We start from the raw sequence: 14,749 nt of genomic DNA, 5'->3' as shown, positions 1-14,749 counted from the left end.
CCTCGACACAAGTCTGCGCGACACCGCTCGCGCCTTGGCCGATCTGTTGAGCCTCGACGCTGGTGTGGCGAGCGCACGTCACCGCCCTTAGTTGGGGTAGCGACTTCAGCGATAGTCCATGAGCATCAGGCAGGTTCGGCTGCCACGCTCCGGGCCTGACGAGTGTTGTAGGCCGATGCCCTCCCCTTGTTCAGCCTGCGCCAAGCTCAGATGAAGTCCGAACCGCCGTCGACGTTCACAGTCGCTCCTGTGACATACCCGTTTCGCTGAGACGCCAGATAGGTTGTCACCGAAGCGATCTCCTCAGGGGATCCGGCACGGCCGAGATCGCACGGATGGTGAAAATGTTGCTCCACCCAATGCATCACATCGCGTGGGTCGGCGGCGTTAAGCCCTTCAGCAGCCAGGGTTTCTCGCAGGTCTTCGGTGAAGCTGGCGGTGACAATCGTCCCGGGGCACACGCAATTCACCAGAATACCCTCTGGTGCTAAGGATTTGGCGAGGTTCTTTGTCAGGCTCGACAGCGCCGCCTTCGACGCGGTGTAGGCGACGAGTCCCGGACTCTGACGTTGAATCGAGTGCGCCGACAGGGTAACGATCCGGGCCCATGACGCGGCGCGCAGCATGGGTAGGGCCAGACGCACGCTTCGGACCGCCGACATGGTGCCGAGATCGATCGTTGCCTGCCAGCCGACGTCGTCGAGATCGTCAAACGCACCTGGAGGTGGGCCTACCGTGTGCACAAACACGTTGAGCGTGCCCCACTTCTTGGCAAGGGTCGCGAATCCGGCGGCAATGGAGTCCGGATCAGACATGTCGACGCTAATTCCGAGCACCTCGGGGGCCCCGGCGACGCGCAACCGCGCGACTGCAGCATCCAGGGCGGAATGGCCGCGAGCCATGATAGCCACCGAGGCACCCTCGGCAGCAATGCATTCAGCGATCGCCAAGCCCATACCCTTGCTGCCACCGGTGACGACGGCTGACGCCCCCGCAAGTCCAAGATCCAAGGTGTAATCCTTTGCCAGATCCGCGTGGGCAGCGTGAGGCGGTGAATCCGGCCCACCAAAGTTATATAGATTATAAAGTATCCAGTCACGGCAAAGTGATTGCCAGCCTAGGCGTGGCCGCGCCAAGCGTCCGTAGCGTGCTTCTGGCACACACCGGGTTCAGCTACGTTGCTGGCGTCGCCCCCCGCGCTCGTTGAACTCGGCGACGCGTTGCTTGTGCTCATCACCGAACGCCAGCACGGCATTGGCGATCTGCTCCACCTGCCGCGCGGATGTCGGGTCGGTGTTCTCACACAGGTCCACCGCCAGCTTGGCGATGCCGACCGCCTGCCGCGGCAAACCCGCTAGATGCCTGGCGAACGCATGCACCCGGTCGTGGAAGTCGGCGTCCGGATACACCTCGTGAACCAACCCGATCTCGCGGGCCCGTTCAGCGTCGATCGACTGACCAGCCATCGCAAGCCATTTGACCCACTGCGGACCCACCAGGCGCGCGAGTCGGCTGATTCCGCCGCTGCCGGGGATGACCGCGAGGTGGATCTCGGGAAGCCGGAACGTCGCCGACGGCGCCGCAAAGCGGAAGTCGCACGACGCCGCCATCTCCACCCCCGCCCCGAAGCAATGGCCCTGGGCCGCGAGGATGACCGGCCGGTCGAGCTGCTCGAAAGCGTCATACAGCGCGGTGTGCTCGCGGTAGTCGCTCAGATATTGCGAAGGGGTGCGCTCGGAGATGTCAATACCGGAGATGTCAATGCCCGAAGTGAAGTACGGGCCAACCGCGCGGATCACCATCGCCCCGAGGTCGTCGCGGGTTTGCAGGTCTCGCACCGCCTTCCAGAGCAGGCCGGTCATCGCGTCGCTGATGGCGTTGTGCTTGTCGGGCCGGTCGAACGTCACTGTCACGACGCCGTCCTTGTCGGTCAGGTGCGCGTGAGACGTGTCGGTCATCGCCGGCCCTCCTGTGTTGGCATAGGTCCTCGACTACTGTCCCAGCCTGCCGTTTCGCAGACGCTGGCATCCCCCAGTGTGCCGCCGGTCGTTGCGGCCGTTGCCGCCGCCCAAAGCGGGCGTGAATCGGTCTCGGGTCTGATGGCTGCAGCGCGTCGGTGTGTTGAATCGTTCGCACTTGCGGGCCGACCGTCCCGGGCGCCAGGACGGCTCGCGGCGGGCACCAGACACCGGTTAGGCCTCCTCGCGAATCTTGCTGGACGACAGGACGTCTGGGCTGGCGCAGTCACACTGCGGGCGGCTTTGAACATTATATAATGGATATTCTAGACTCGAAGGTGTGAGCGCGTATCGAACGCCGGCCGAAGCCAAGCCGCTTTCCGGCGTGCGGATCCTGGCTATCGAGCAGATGCAGGCGCTGCCGTTCGCGACCCAGCTGCTCGCCCGCCTCGGCGCCGACGTCGTCAAGGTCGAATCCGTCAACGGCGGTGATCAGGCCCGCGGCTCGCTGCCCGCCATCGCCGATCCGCAGGGCCGCCGGGTGGGCGCCACGTTCCTGCGCAACAACCTCAACAAGCGCAGCGTGTGCATCGACCTGAAGTCGCCGGCAGGGCGCGACCTGGTGTTACGCCTGGCCAAGGGCTTCGACGTGGTGGCCGAGAACAGCCGGCCGGGCTCCATGGCCGGGCTCGGGCTGGGCTACAGCCACATCGCCGAGGTCAACCCGCGCGCCATCTACGTGTCGGTCTCCGGATTCGGCAACACCGTCGACACCCCCTACCGCAACTGGCCGGCGTTCGCCCCGGTCGTCGAGGCCATGTCAGGCCTGTACGAGATGAAGCGCGTCGACGGGCACCCTCCCCAGCCGGCGCCCGCCGGCGCACTGGGCGACATCGGCGCCGCGCTGTTCGCCACAATCGGCATCCTCGCCGCGCTGCGGCACCGCGAGATGACGGGCGCGGGGCAATACGTGGACATCGCCATGCTCGACAGCGTGGTGGCGATGACCGACATCATCACCAACTTCTGGTCCATGGGCGCCAGCGCGCGCTCCGTCGGGCAGTTGATCCTGCGCGGCTTTCAGGCCAACGACGGCTGGTTCATGCTGCAAGTCGGCCGCGAGCACCAGTTCGAGCGCTTGGCCAACCTCATCGGCCACCCGGAGTGGCTCCAGGATCCACGGCTGGCCAGTCGCCAGGGCTGGGTCGATCACATGGACGACGTCATCGTGCCCGCAATCGAAGGCTGGGCCGCGGGCATGACCAAAGTCGAGGTCTGCCACGTGCTGGCCGAAGCCGGAATCGCCGCCGGGCCATGTCTGCGCGACGACGAGGTCGCCGCGGACCCGCACCTGGCCGCCCGTCAGATGTTGGTGCCGATCAAGCGTGATGACCAACCTGACCGGCCGGTGCTGGTGCCCGCCAGCCCGGTGCGCCTGTCGGCGATGACCGCCGACGCCGACGAGCCGGTGCCCTGGCTGGGCCAACACACCGATGAAGTGCTGCAGTCCGAGCTCGGGCTGGGTGCCGACGAACTCTCGGCACTGCGGACCCACCAGGTCATCGCCTAGACAACCACGGATGACGACATAGAAATGACAACGCCGCCACCAGCAGATCAGCCCACCGACATCCGGTCAGGCTTGACCGCTTTCCTGTTCGACCATCCAGCCGCCCCCGACGACGCGATCGCGTATTGGTTCGACGGCCAGATGACGCGCGCGCAGATGGAGCAAGCCGCCGAAAAGGTAGCCGACACCCTGCACGAGTGCGGTGTGCGCGAGGGCCAGCCCGTCGCGCACATCGTCGAGTCGGGCCCAACCGCGCTGTCGGTGATGTTCGGGTGCTGGCTGGTCGGCGCGGTGTACGTGCCAATCAACGGCCGAATCACCGAAGCCGAGATCAGCGGCCAGATCGCCGCGAGTGAGCCGGCCGCGGTCGTCGCACAGCGGGCTCGACAGAGCGACGACTCGGTCGCATGGGTGCTCAATACACCGGAATGGGAATGGGTCGGCCGGGCGGCGGCACGCCCGTGGAACGGTGAGTTCGCTCCGGCGGGCACCGCGCTGGTGATGCGGACATCGGGAACCACTGGCACGGCCAAACCTGTACTGCTGCGACACGACGGCGTGGCCGAGGGGATCGACACCGTGCTGTCGAGCCTTCGGGCCAAACGCGCCACGGACACCAAGCCCGCCCGCCCGGCGATGCCGAACCTGATTCCGACCAGCCTGGCGTTGTGGGCCGGCATCTGGAATGTGCTGTTCGCGTTGCGCGCCGGCAGCCCGGTGGTGCTGATGGACCGCTTCGACACCGCCGAGTTCGCCGATCTGGTGCGCCGGCACAACATCCGCTCCACCGTGCTGGCGCCGGCGATGATGGCGATGTTGAGCGAGGACCCGCGCGTCGACGATCTGGCACCGCTGACGATGGTGCGCAGCGTCACCGCGCCGTTGACCCCACACCAGGCCCGAGCGTTCAAGGCGAAGTTCCGCGTCGGCATCATGAACTGCTACGGCCAGACCGAATTGGGCGGTGAGGTCGTCGGGTGGACAGCCAAGGACATGCGCGAGCACGGCGACGACAAGTTGGGCTCGGTCGGCCGGGCGCACGACGGTATCGACATCCGCGTCCTCGACGACGCCCGTACGGACCTGGCCACTGGTGAGGTGGGCGAGATCTGGATCCGCTCGCCGTATGCCAGCCGTGACGCGGCGGTCAGCGAGCGTTTCGTCGACGGGTACCTGCGCACCGGCGACATCGGACACCTCGATCCCGAGGGGTTCTTGTGGTTGGAGGGCCGCGCCTCGGATGTGATCAACCGCGGCGGGCTCAAGGTGCTGCCGCACGAGATCGAAGAGCAGCTGTGCGGGCTCCCGGATGTGGCCGAGGCGTGCGTAGCCGGTATGCCCGATGAGCGGCTTGGCGAGGTTCCGGTCGCCTGGGTGCGCGCCATTCCCGGAGCGACACTTGAGCCGGCCGCGGTGCTGGCCGACCTGCGCGACACGCTGGCCGGATACAAGGTTCCGGTGCACGTCGAGCTGGTTAACGAGTTCCCGCGCAACGAGATCGGCAAGGTGCTCCGCCGGACACTGGTCGAGCAGTGGGCTGCCCGCCACGAGGGTGATCGTGAAGGAACGGGGTAACGGTGTTCAACATCTCTGAACCATTGGCCGTGGGCGAGCGGCTTCCGGTGCGCAAGTTCGAAGTGACGCTGACCGACGTGGTGCGCTACGCCGGCGCGTCGGGTGATTTTAATCCGCTGCACCACGATGAGGCGGCGGCGAAAGCGGCGGGCATGGACGGCGCGTTCGCCCACGGGATGTTTTCGGCTGGTCGTCTGGCCACCGCCGTGACCGATGCGGTCGGTATCGAATCGCTGGCCCGGCTCGCGGTGCGCTTCCGCGCGCAGGCCCGGCGAGGCGCCACGCTGACCTCCGACATCGTGGTGGCCGACATCCAGCGAGAGAACAACCATGTCGCGATCGAGCTGGACTGCCGGCTCGTGGACGAGCAAGAAACGGTCGTCGTCAGCGGTTCGGTCGCGTTGAAGACCACTCCGCCGGCCCCGCAACCCGACGAGGCGACGCCGAGTGCGGCTTCCCGCGCGGAGCTGGTCGGCAAGCGGCTGGCACCGGCTGTGGTCGCGGTGGAGCGCGGCCCGGTGCAGATCTTCGCTACCGCGGTCGGCGACGACAACCCGGTGTATCGCTCGGCTGGGGCCGCCGCGGCGGCGGGTCTGGACGGCATCCCCGTACCGCCGACGTTTGTCTTCGCCTCGGCCTACTGGGGCGCTTTCGCCGACAAGCAACCTGCGCCCGCCGCGGGTGACGCGTCACTGGTGGAGCTGATCGCCTTGCTGCGCAACGGGCGCAAGGGTGTGATCCTGCACGGCGAGCAGGAGTTCACTTATCACCGGCCGATCCGCGTCGGCGATGAGTTGCACGTCAACGGGCTCGTGGAAAGCGTTGAGGACAAGCCGGGCAGCGGCTCTCGGCCCGGCATGACGGTCATGGTGGTGCGCACCGACTATCGTGATCAGACCGCGCAGCTGCTGACCACGGCTCGCAGCACCTTCCTGTTCCGGCCGGCAACGCACTGACGATCGCCGCAAACCAGCGGGACTGCGCCGAAATCGTATACTTGATCCTTGAGCGGTTTTCGCCGAGTAGGTAGGAACGCATGTCTCCGTCAAAATCCGAATCCCGGGTCCCTCGCGCGCTACTGCCGCCCGCCGACAGTCCGCGTAGCACCGCGGAGAAGGTCGCCAACTACATTCGGACGCTCATCTTCACCGGCCACCTACAGCACGGCGAGCGGATCCGTCAGGACGAGCTCGCCGAAGCGCTCAACGTCAGCCGAATCCCGGTGCGCGAAGCGCTCATCGCGTTGGATCGCGAAGGCTGGCTGACCAGCAAGCCGCACCGCGGCTCGTTCGTGAATGGGTTCCACAGCGACGGTATCGAAGACCATTACGAGCTGCTGGGCATGCTGTTCGGGCTCGCCGCCAGACGAGCGACCGAGCACGCGACACCCGAGCAGATTGAGGGGCTGATCGCCCAGCAGCATGCGCTGCGCGCCACCGACGACCCCGACGAGTTCCGCCGCGAAAGCGACCAGCTGATCCGGCAGATGTTCCGTATCGCCGACTCTCCACGGCTATCGGCGGTGCGCCGAGTCATGACCGGGATCGTGCCCGGCAATTTCTTCGCCGAAGTTCCCGGCACCATCGCCGATCAGAAGCGCACCACCGCCCGCATCGTCAAGGCGATCGCTGCGCGCGACGCCGATAAGGCTGCCGACGAATGGATCAAGCTGATGCGGCGACATGGCCGGCACGTGATCGAGTTGCTGCGCGAACGCAATCTGCTCAAGGCCGGCTAGGCGCCCACCGCCGGGGCTACACGGGCCTGCCGGGTCACCCTGATCCGCCGCGGCGCACCTGGCTGAACGGCACCCCGCGGTCGGCTGCGTACTCGCGGGGGAAGTCCAAGACCCGCTCGGCGACCACGTTGCGCGCGATTTCGGTCGTTCCGCCGCCCAGCGACACGATCTGGCGCTCCAGGTAGCGCTTGCCGACGTCGAAAAGCGCCGCGTCGTTTCCGACTACGGCCGCCGTCGACGCGATCGCGGCCGCGGTGTCGAGCTCGAGTTGACTGGCGTCGGCGTAGAACAGCCGGATGATCGACCCGGCCGCGTCCGGCATGCTGCCGTCCAGCACGCCTTGGTAGACGTGATCGGCGAGATGTTCGGCCACTGCGCGATGCGCCAGCGCACGCCCGGACATCGCTGCGACCCGAACATCATTCATTTGACCGGTGCGCCGCGCCAAGTCCAAGTAGTCGATCGGCGCTGCCTCGGCGTCATCGCTTTCCACGCCGCTGGAGAACTCCGAGGACCGCCCCATCGAGCGGCGTTCATGGAACATCTGACGCGATGCCACCTGCCAGCCTTTGCCCACTCCCCCGACGACGGCGTCGTCGGGCAGTTCGACCTCGTCGAAGAACTCTTCGCAGAACTCAGCGGAGCCGTTGATCATCGCGATGCGCCGCAGCGTGACACCGGGATGGTCGATCGGCAGCAGGAACATCGTCAGGCCCTCGTGTTTGGGCACATTCCAGTCGGTTCGGACCAGGCACAAACCGTAATCGGCGGCAAAAGCGCTGGTGCTCCAGGTCTTTGCGCCGTTGATCGCCCATGAGTCACCTCGGCGTTTACCGCGGGTGGTGACGCCGGCCAGGTCGGATCCGCCGCTGGGTTCGGACAACAGCTGACACAGCACTTCCTCGCCGCGCAACGCGGCCGAGATGTGTTGGCTCTTCTGGGCTTCGCTGCCGACGTCGAGCAGCGTGGCACAGCAGATGGTGAAGCTGGGGATGTTGAGGATCAGCGGCATCTCGTAGCCGGCGCTTTCGGCGTTGAAGGCCTTCTGGTACTCGATCGTCAGGCCCAGACCGCCGTACTCCCGCGGGAAGCAGATGCCGGCGAAACCGCCTTCGTACAACCGCTTTTGCAACTCTCGAGCCCGCTGCCAGGACGCGTCCTGATCCAGCCGCATCGCCGGCGGATGGTCACGGTCGATGCGCGGCATGTTTTCGGCCAGCCACGTGCGCGCCCGCCGGCGAAACTCGTCGACGGACTCTTGGGCGGTGCTCACCGCGGTTTCCGTCATTGGGCCACTTCCGATTCGGTCAGTCGGGCGAAGATGCGCCGGTTGTGGTGGTCCGGATCGCCGTACATCGCGCGATACAGTGCGGCGCGCCGGAGGAACAGATGCAGGTCGTGCTCCCACGTCAGCCCGATACCGCCGTGCAACTGGATGAAGTCCTGCAGCATCACGCTGGCCCATTCGCCGACAAAGGATTTCGCGATGCTGGCGGCCAGATCGGCGTTAGGTGAGCGCGCAGCGACCTCACTGACCGCGTGGGCGGTGGTGGCCCGGCACGCCTCGAAGCGGGTTTTCAGGTCGGCGAAGCGGTGTTTGAGCGCCTGGTAGGACGCCAGCGGTCGACCGAAGCTGTGCCGGTCGAGCGCCCAGGCGATCGTGGTGGCCAGCATCGTGTCCAACATCCCCACCAGTTCGGCGCATTGCATGATCAGGGCGATCTGGATCTGGCGGTCGATGAGCGCCGGTGTCTGCCCGGGATGACCGACGGTTGCGCCGACCGACACGTCCACATCGTTGAAAGAGACTCGCGCATAACGCTTCACCATGTCGATGCTCGGGGTCGGTTCGATTCGGACGCCGTCGGCGTGGGTCTGCACGACAATTTGGTGCACCTCGCCTGCCAGTCGCGCGACGACCAGAAGGAGGTCGCTCTCGGCGGCGGCTTCGACGCGGTCCTTGACTCCGCTGAGGCGATAGCCCGTGCTGGTGGCGGTCGCGGTGAGGGTGGGCGCCAGCGGCTCGAAGGGCCGATCGGGTTCGTAGACCGCCCACGAGGCGACGGCTTCGCCTGCCATCAACGCGCCGATGTGCGCCGCGTGGTCGGCACGGTTGTCTGCGTCGACGAGTCCGGCCAGCACGATGTTGACGGGGTGCAATGGTCCCGGTGCCACCGTTCGCCCGGCCAGCTCGGCGATCAGAGCCAGGTCAGCTACCCCGTTTCCGGACACACTGCCCCCGCCGAGGTCGTCACTGACCAGCAGAGACGTCCAGCCCAGTTCTGTTGCACGGCGCCACCACCCAGGCTCGAAGGATTGATCAGCGGCGTGCAGCTCACGCACTGTGCGCAGCGAGGCCTCTTTGTCGAGGAAGTCCGCTGCGGTGGCGGCGAAGAGCGCCCGTTCTGCAGATTCGGTGGCAGTCATGGCGCAGTCCGCGCCTCCTTTCCGGGGCGCTGCGGCCCCGCGCCCGGTCCCCGACCCAGACAATATAATGTATATATCAGCGCTACTTTCGAGAGGCCGGCATTGAGCATTTCGCTGTTGTTGGAGATGGCGGTCTCCGCAGACCCGGATCGCGCGGCCATCTCGTGGGACGGTAAGGAGCTGACCGCAGGCGGGCTCAGCGATCTCGCCGACGGCGGTGCCGGGGTGATCACCAAGCTCGGCGCACAGCACGTCGCCTACGTCGGCGCCGGCGCGGCGATGCTGCCGGTGCTGATGTTCTCCGCTGCGCGCGCCGGCGTGCCAGTGACGCCGCTGAACTACCGGCTGTCGGCGGCCGGGCTGCGGGAACTCATCGATCGGCTGCCTCGACCCCTTGTCGTCGCCGACGCGCCGTATCTGGACGCCGTCGGTCGGGCAGGCCTCGGTGTGGTCAGCTCGCAGGTGTTCCTGCGCGACGCGCTGACCGTCGACCCGGTCCGCACCGTCGCCGACCCCGACCAGGTCGCGGTGGTGTTGTTCACCTCGGGCACCACATCGCGACCCAAAGCTGTCGAGCTCACCCACGCCAACCTCACCGGCTACATCACGCAGACGGTGGAGTTCGCCTCCTCGGCTGCTGATGACGCCGCGCTGATCTGTGTGCCGCCGTATCACATCGCCGGCGTCTCCGCGGTGCTGAGCAACCTTTACGCCGGCCGCAGGATGGTGTATCTGCCCCGCTTCGACGCCGACGACTGGATCCGGCTTGTCCACGATCAGAACATCACCAACGCCACCGTGGTTCCCACGATGCTCGACCGCATCATCGAGGCGCTCGAGGCGCGACCGGAACTGTTGCCGAGCCTGCGCACACTTGCTTACGGGGGCTCGCGGGTGCCGCTGCCGCTCGTGCGCCGGGCGCTGAAGCTATTGCCCGATACGGGGTTCGTCAACGCCTACGGTCTGACCGAAACCAGTTCCACCGTTGCGGTTTTGACCCCGGAGGATCACCGCGACGCCGACGTTGCCAGCGATGCCGCGGTCGCGCGCCGACTGGGCTCGGTTGGGCGCGCGGTGTCGGGAATCGAACTGCAGATCCGCGATGAGCACGGCGCGGTATTGCCGCCCGACCACACCGGCGAGCTGTGGGTGCGCGGTCCGCAAGTATCTGGCCGTTATGGCGAGATCGGCTCGGTACTCGATGCCGATGGCTGGTTTGCCACCCGCGACGTGGCCAGCCTCGACGCCGACGGGTACCTGTTCATCGGTGGGCGCGCCGATGACACCATCATCCGCGGCGGGGAGAACATCGCACCCGCCGAGATCGAGGACGTCCTGGTGGAGCATCCCGATGTGCGCCGATGCGCGGTGATCGGGATCGAGAATCCCAGCTGGGGCCAGATCATCGTCGCCGCAGTCGTTCCCGACGGCGAGGCCAGCCCCGACCCGGAGTCGTTGCGCGACTTCGTCCGCGTCCAGTTGCGCGGGTCGCGCACCCCCGACCGGGTGGTGTTTCTTGACGAATTGCCCGCCAACGCCAGCGGCAAGGTCGTGCGGGGCGAGCTGGAAGGCATCGTGCTCACCGCGCTGGGGCAGCCGTCACACTAGAACGACGTTGACCCCGCGGCGACGAGATCGGCGACTGCTGCAGCGCCATCGGTGAAGCTCAGGAAGGCGTGTGGCAGGTCGACCGGCAGGATCGCGGATTGCACTTCGGCGCCGCGAGCGCGAAACCGCAAGTGGGCCTGCTTAATCCTGGCCGCCGAGACGATAGCATCACCGGCTGAGCCGATCAGTAGCACACGGCGGCCGCGCCAGTCTTCGCGCAGCACCGAGCGAGCCCGCAGCAGGCGTAGCGGCACGCCGACATGCTCGGGACCGTCATACCGGGCCAGCACCGCGTCACTGAGCACGCGCTTGGCGGGCGTGCCGTAAATCATGACGGCGGCAGTTGCCGGGAAACATCGAGTGTGGAACAGACTCGTCAGCCCCATCCGGGTCAGCGAGTTCGCGGCGGCCGAGGCCCTCGTCGCATGCGCCATCGCCGCGAGCCCGGGGATCGAGGCACCGGTGATCACGAACCGGTCGATGCCGCGGCCGAATTCGCCGATGAGGCGGGCGATGTCGACGATCCCGGCCGAATGCGACAGCAGCTGAATGCTCGTCGAACGCGGCTGCCAGCGGAAGATCATCATGCGACCGACTTCATGGCGGACCGCACCGGTCGCGCGCGAGACCAGCGCCCGCGCCGGCGTGTCGGGCCCCAGCATGCCCTCAGGGGTGTGGCCCGGCATGTCGAAGGCGACAAGGCGGATATGGTGTGCGGCAAGATGTTCGGCGAGCAGCGCCAGCATCGCGCCGGACATGCCGCCGCCGCTGAAGCCCAATACGGTTGGAGCCTGCTGCCAGGATACGGCGCTAGCGTGCAGGTACTCGACGATTGGCAGGCCTGCGGCCGTGTCCACGATCTCGGCTCGCATCGAAATCGGCTCATGCCGGTCGACCGCATCGATCAGCACGTCCATATCTGCCTATCCATATCACTCAATCTGCAGGCGAACGACGAGTCAGTCGGTGGAAAGGATCATGCCGGAATGACCCGAGGCGACCAACGCGTTGCGCGCGCCGTCAACCTGGTTGGCCGCGGTTCCGCGCAGTTGGCGAACCGCCTCGATGATGTTGTTGACCCCGTGGATATAGCCCTCGCCGAGCAGCCCACCGTGGGTGTTGACCGGAATCGCGCCATCGATCGCGATGTTGCCGTCGGCGATGAAGTCCCTGGCCTCGCCGTGGCCGCAGAAGCCGAACGCTTCCAACTGATAAAACACCACCGGGCTGAAGTTCTCGTAGAGCATCGCCACGTCGATGTCCGAGGGCTGTAGTGCGGCTGTCGCGTAGAGCGTTTCGGCGACCGCCTCGGCCTCGGTGAAGCGCGCGAGATCGGGATGGAAGTAGTTGAAGATGATTCCGCTATCGCGCAGGTTGGCGTAGGTGGCGGCGGCGACCCGCACCACCGGGTGGGCCAGGTCGCGGGCGCGCGACTCGCTGGTCACGACCACCGCGACTCCCCCATCGCTTTCCTGGCAGCAGTCCAGCAGCCGCAGGATGGGTTCGACGATCCAGCGCGAGTTCTGGTGATCGTCAAGGGTGATGGGGCGCTTGTAGAACCACGCCCGCGGGTTGGTGGCCGCGTATTTGCGGGCCTGCACGCTGTAGAGGCCGAAGTCGGCGTTGCTCAGCCCGTAGGTGTCCATGTAGCGCTGGAACCACAGCGAGTACATCTTGGCTGGGGTGTCCAGCCCGAAGGGCAGGTACAGGTTCAGCGGCGCGAGTTGCACCTTGGCGGGCTGGCCGAAGCGCTGACCCGAGCGTTCGTTGAAGGCCCGGAAGATGACCACGGCGTCGGCCATGCCCGAGATCACGGCCGCGGCGGCCTGCTGGACGGTGGCCGCCGACCCGCTGCCTCCGAACGGCGTGCGTGACACCCACCGGGTCTGTGAGATCCCGACGCTGCGCATCAGGTCGAGTTCGTCGTTGTCGTCCTGGGTGAAGGTGACCAGCCCGTCGATATCGGCCGGCGTCAGGCCCGCGTCGTCGATGGCGGCCTTGACCGCCTCGGCGGCCAGCTGAAGCTCGCTGCGGCCCGAGTTTTTGGAGAACTCGGTCTGACCCACGCCGACGATCGCCGCTTTCGGTGTTTTCGATGCACCGGGCATGGTTAGGCGGCCGCCTCGTCGAGGATGAACTGCGGCAAGGTGACATCGCCGAACCGTGCGAAGGTCACCTTCACCGGCATGCCGGTGCGCATCGGGGTCCCTGGCTCTGCGGCGATGTTGCTGACCATCCGGATGCCCTCCTCGAGGTCGATGAGGGCCACGATGCGCGAGTCCGACTCGGGAGCCGACGGGTGTCGCGACACGATCCAGCTGTAGATGACGCCCCGGCCGGACAGGTCCTCGACGGTGAAGTCGAGCGACTGGCAGTGTGGACACATCGGGGTGGGCGGATGCTGCAGTGCACCGCAGTTTGCGCATCGGCGTGCGACTAGCCGCGATTCGCGGGCCGCGGCCCAGAAGTATTCATCGGTTCGCGACGGCACCGGCGGTATCACGGTAATCATCTGTGCTCCTGTGGGTTTGAGTCCGTGACGCTTCGATGGCCTCGGCGCGGCATAGTGCGTGCGGCACGGGTTATCACCGCCGCGAGCTCAGTCAGATGAGGGAAGCTGTTTGGCGGCTTCGATTTCCATCGGGCGGCCGTCGATGGTCAGGGTGCCCTCGCCGGCGGTGACGCACAACAGCTGGACATTTGCCTCGGCGTCGACGTAGCGCTTACCCATGACGCTGCCGCCCAGCATAGCCGGGTCGGCGGCCTGCTTGCCTTGCGCCGCATCGGATTTAGCGTCCACCATCGGCACCCCGCCGCAGCTGAGCACGACCGTTGCATCCTTCGGCGCGCGCAACACGATGACTTTGCCCGAACAGACGACGCTTTGCATTTGTTGTCCGGTTTTCATTTCAGGACTCCTTCGTTGGAGTGTAGGAATCTAGTGTGGCTGACCCTGCAGACGCGGTCACGATGTGGTCGGCCAGGGACCAACCGATGAGACGACGTCCGCCCACCCGAGCAGGCGCCGCCACAGCAGTTGCCGACTGGCCGCGATGTTGTGGTTGTGCGCGGAGTCGGCCAATGAATAGAAGGTGATGTCGGCGCTGTTCGCGAACGCCGGCACCAGCTGGGCGGCCTTGTGCCAGGGCTCGTGATCGCCGCCGCCGAGAAACACCGGAACCTTGATCTCGCGGACGTAGTCGGTGATGTTGCCGGGCACTATCGACAACATTGACGGCAGCGGCACCAGGTTGGTCATGACGGCCCGCAGCGCGGCCACCCCGACCGGATCAGTGCCGGGCAGGTTGAACGGGAACGGTGCGGGCGCAGGCTGGTCGGGGGCCGATCCGGACAACCGCTGGCGCGCCATGGCTGTCAGGACTTCCAGCGAGACCGGCCCCGCCCTGGCGATGCGACGTTCTTCTCGGGTCAGCGCGTCGGGTAGCCCGGCTGTAGAAAACCCCAGGCAGGCGATCGCGGTGTGCTGGGGTTTGATGGCCTCGCCGATCAGCGCAAGCATCGCGCCCATCGAATGGCCCACCGCCACCGTGCTGACCGTGATCGCCGGCAGCAATGCCCGTAAGTCGTCGGCCGCCAACCGAAATGCTTCGACACCGGCGCGTGCGACGGTCCGCGGCGAGAGCCACAGGTTGTCGCCCGGTGTCGACTGTCCGGTGCCGAGGTTGTCGATCAGCACACAGGCGAACCCGGCTGCGCTGGCATAGCGGGCGAAGCTGAATCCCGCGTCGGGTTCACCCAGGTCGAAGTAGTCGCCCGTGCACCCGCCACCGGGCGTACAGCACAGCAGCGTCAGGTGGTTGGTGTGCTTCGCCACGGCCGGAATGACCAACTCGGCACGCATCAGCCACTCCC

Annotated in this window: 14 protein-coding genes; 5 read left to right on the top strand and 9 right to left on the bottom strand. The window is 66.6% G+C overall.

The genetic code is table 11. The annotated features are described in order from the left end of the window. Positions 1–206 precede the first annotated feature (206 nt). Together WAN71_RS17600 and WAN71_RS17595 are read right to left on the bottom strand one after the other, a co-directional pair. Positions 207–1,010 carry an SDR family NAD(P)-dependent oxidoreductase gene (locus WAN71_RS17600; RefSeq protein WP_422226561.1) on the bottom strand — a complete coding sequence of 268 codons (804 nt, stop codon included), beginning with the start codon at positions 1,008–1,010 and terminating at the stop codon, positions 207–209. Positions 1,011–1,169: 159 nt separating this feature from the next. Continuing rightward, positions 1,170–1,958, bottom strand: coding sequence for an enoyl-CoA hydratase/isomerase family protein (locus WAN71_RS17595; RefSeq protein WP_422226560.1), 789 nt, complete (start codon positions 1,956–1,958; stop codon positions 1,170–1,172). 340 nt (positions 1,959–2,298) lie between these two features. Between WAN71_RS17595 and WAN71_RS17590 the strand changes: the two genes are divergently transcribed. From WAN71_RS17590 to WAN71_RS17575, 4 genes are all read left to right on the top strand, one after another. Further along, positions 2,299–3,528 (top strand): CaiB/BaiF CoA transferase family protein, encoded by a 1,230-nt coding sequence (locus tag WAN71_RS17590; RefSeq protein WP_422226559.1) that lies wholly within the window; start codon positions 2,299–2,301, stop codon positions 3,526–3,528. Between the two features lie 24 nt (positions 3,529–3,552). Further along, the gene (locus WAN71_RS17585) at positions 3,553–5,103 is read left to right on the top strand and encodes a class I adenylate-forming enzyme family protein (RefSeq protein WP_422226558.1); all 1,551 of its coding nucleotides are present in this window, start codon (positions 3,553–3,555) and stop codon (positions 5,101–5,103) included. Positions 5,104–5,105: 2 nt separating this feature from the next. Beyond that, on the top strand, positions 5,106–6,059 hold the full coding sequence (locus WAN71_RS17580) for an FAS1-like dehydratase domain-containing protein (RefSeq protein WP_422226557.1): 954 nt from the start codon (positions 5,106–5,108) through the stop codon (positions 6,057–6,059). An 80-nt stretch (positions 6,060–6,139) separates the two neighbouring features. Beyond that, entirely contained in the window at positions 6,140–6,841 is a 702-nt protein-coding gene (locus WAN71_RS17575) for a GntR family transcriptional regulator (RefSeq protein WP_422226556.1), read from the top strand. Positions 6,842–6,875: 34 nt separating this feature from the next. Here WAN71_RS17575 and WAN71_RS17570 read toward each other — a convergent pair whose 3' ends face one another. Next, the gene (locus WAN71_RS17570; protein ID WP_422226555.1) at positions 6,876–8,129 is read right to left on the bottom strand and encodes an acyl-CoA dehydrogenase family protein; all 1,254 of its coding nucleotides are present in this window, start codon (positions 8,127–8,129) and stop codon (positions 6,876–6,878) included. Then, positions 8,126–9,268 (bottom strand): acyl-CoA dehydrogenase family protein, encoded by a 1,143-nt coding sequence (locus WAN71_RS17565; protein WP_422226554.1) that lies wholly within the window; start codon positions 9,266–9,268, stop codon positions 8,126–8,128. The genes WAN71_RS17570 and WAN71_RS17565 overlap by 4 nt, the downstream gene beginning before the upstream one ends. A 102-nt stretch (positions 9,269–9,370) precedes the next feature. Here WAN71_RS17565 and WAN71_RS17560 point away from each other — a divergent pair, with 102 nt between their 5' ends. Continuing rightward, positions 9,371–10,876 (top strand): class I adenylate-forming enzyme family protein, encoded by a 1,506-nt coding sequence (locus tag WAN71_RS17560; protein WP_422226553.1) that lies wholly within the window; start codon positions 9,371–9,373, stop codon positions 10,874–10,876. Here the strand turns inward: WAN71_RS17560 and WAN71_RS17555 are convergent. The 5 genes from WAN71_RS17555 to WAN71_RS17535 form a co-directional block, all read right to left on the bottom strand. Next, positions 10,873–11,793, bottom strand: a complete 921-nt coding sequence (locus tag WAN71_RS17555; RefSeq protein ID WP_422226552.1) for a hypothetical protein — start codon at positions 11,791–11,793, stop codon at positions 10,873–10,875. The two genes, WAN71_RS17560 and WAN71_RS17555, sit on opposite strands and share 4 nt — an antisense overlap. A 42-nt stretch (positions 11,794–11,835) precedes the next feature. Next, the gene (locus WAN71_RS17550; RefSeq protein WP_422226551.1) at positions 11,836–12,984 is read right to left on the bottom strand and encodes a thiolase C-terminal domain-containing protein; all 1,149 of its coding nucleotides are present in this window, start codon (positions 12,982–12,984) and stop codon (positions 11,836–11,838) included. A gap of 2 nt (positions 12,985–12,986) precedes the next feature. Continuing rightward, positions 12,987–13,388, bottom strand: coding sequence for a Zn-ribbon domain-containing OB-fold protein (locus WAN71_RS17545; RefSeq protein WP_422226550.1), 402 nt, complete (start codon positions 13,386–13,388; stop codon positions 12,987–12,989). Positions 13,389–13,475: 87 nt separating this feature from the next. Beyond that, complete coding sequence (locus WAN71_RS17540) at positions 13,476–13,784, bottom strand: hypothetical protein (protein ID WP_422226549.1); 309 nt, start codon at positions 13,782–13,784, stop codon at positions 13,476–13,478. Between the two features lie 57 nt (positions 13,785–13,841). Continuing rightward, positions 13,842–14,749, bottom strand: a 908-nt coding sequence (locus WAN71_RS17535) for an alpha/beta fold hydrolase (RefSeq protein WP_422226548.1), incomplete at its 5' end; no start/stop codon positions are given.

Source organism: Mycobacterium sp., from assembly GCF_049280035.1.
GTDB lineage: Bacteria > Actinomycetota > Actinomycetes > Mycobacteriales > Mycobacteriaceae > Mycobacterium.
This window is presented reverse-complemented; position numbering and strand designations above follow the sequence as displayed.

What these genes read in the sequence shown, in the direction of transcription:
- WAN71_RS17595 (WP_422226560.1), bottom strand. Translation starts at nt 1,958, where the DNA reads ATGACCGACACGTCTCACGCGCACCTGACCGACAAGGACGGCGTCGTG.
- WAN71_RS17585 (WP_422226558.1), top strand. Translation starts at nt 3,553, where the DNA reads ATGACAACGCCGCCACCAGCAGATCAGCCCACCGACATCCGGTCAGGC.
- WAN71_RS17575 (WP_422226556.1), top strand. Translation starts at nt 6,140, where the DNA reads ATGTCTCCGTCAAAATCCGAATCCCGGGTCCCTCGCGCGCTACTGCCG.
- WAN71_RS17570 (WP_422226555.1), bottom strand. Translation starts at nt 8,129, where the DNA reads ATGACGGAAACCGCGGTGAGCACCGCCCAAGAGTCCGTCGACGAGTTT.
- WAN71_RS17565 (WP_422226554.1), bottom strand. Translation starts at nt 9,268, where the DNA reads ATGACTGCCACCGAATCTGCAGAACGGGCGCTCTTCGCCGCCACCGCA.
- WAN71_RS17555 (WP_422226552.1), bottom strand. Translation starts at nt 11,793, where the DNA reads ATGGACGTGCTGATCGATGCGGTCGACCGGCATGAGCCGATTTCGATG.
- WAN71_RS17550 (WP_422226551.1), bottom strand. Translation starts at nt 12,984, where the DNA reads ATGCCCGGTGCATCGAAAACACCGAAAGCGGCGATCGTCGGCGTGGGT.
- WAN71_RS17545 (WP_422226550.1), bottom strand. Translation starts at nt 13,388, where the DNA reads ATGATTACCGTGATACCGCCGGTGCCGTCGCGAACCGATGAATACTTC.
- WAN71_RS17540 (WP_422226549.1), bottom strand. Translation starts at nt 13,784, where the DNA reads ATGAAAACCGGACAACAAATGCAAAGCGTCGTCTGTTCGGGCAAAGTC.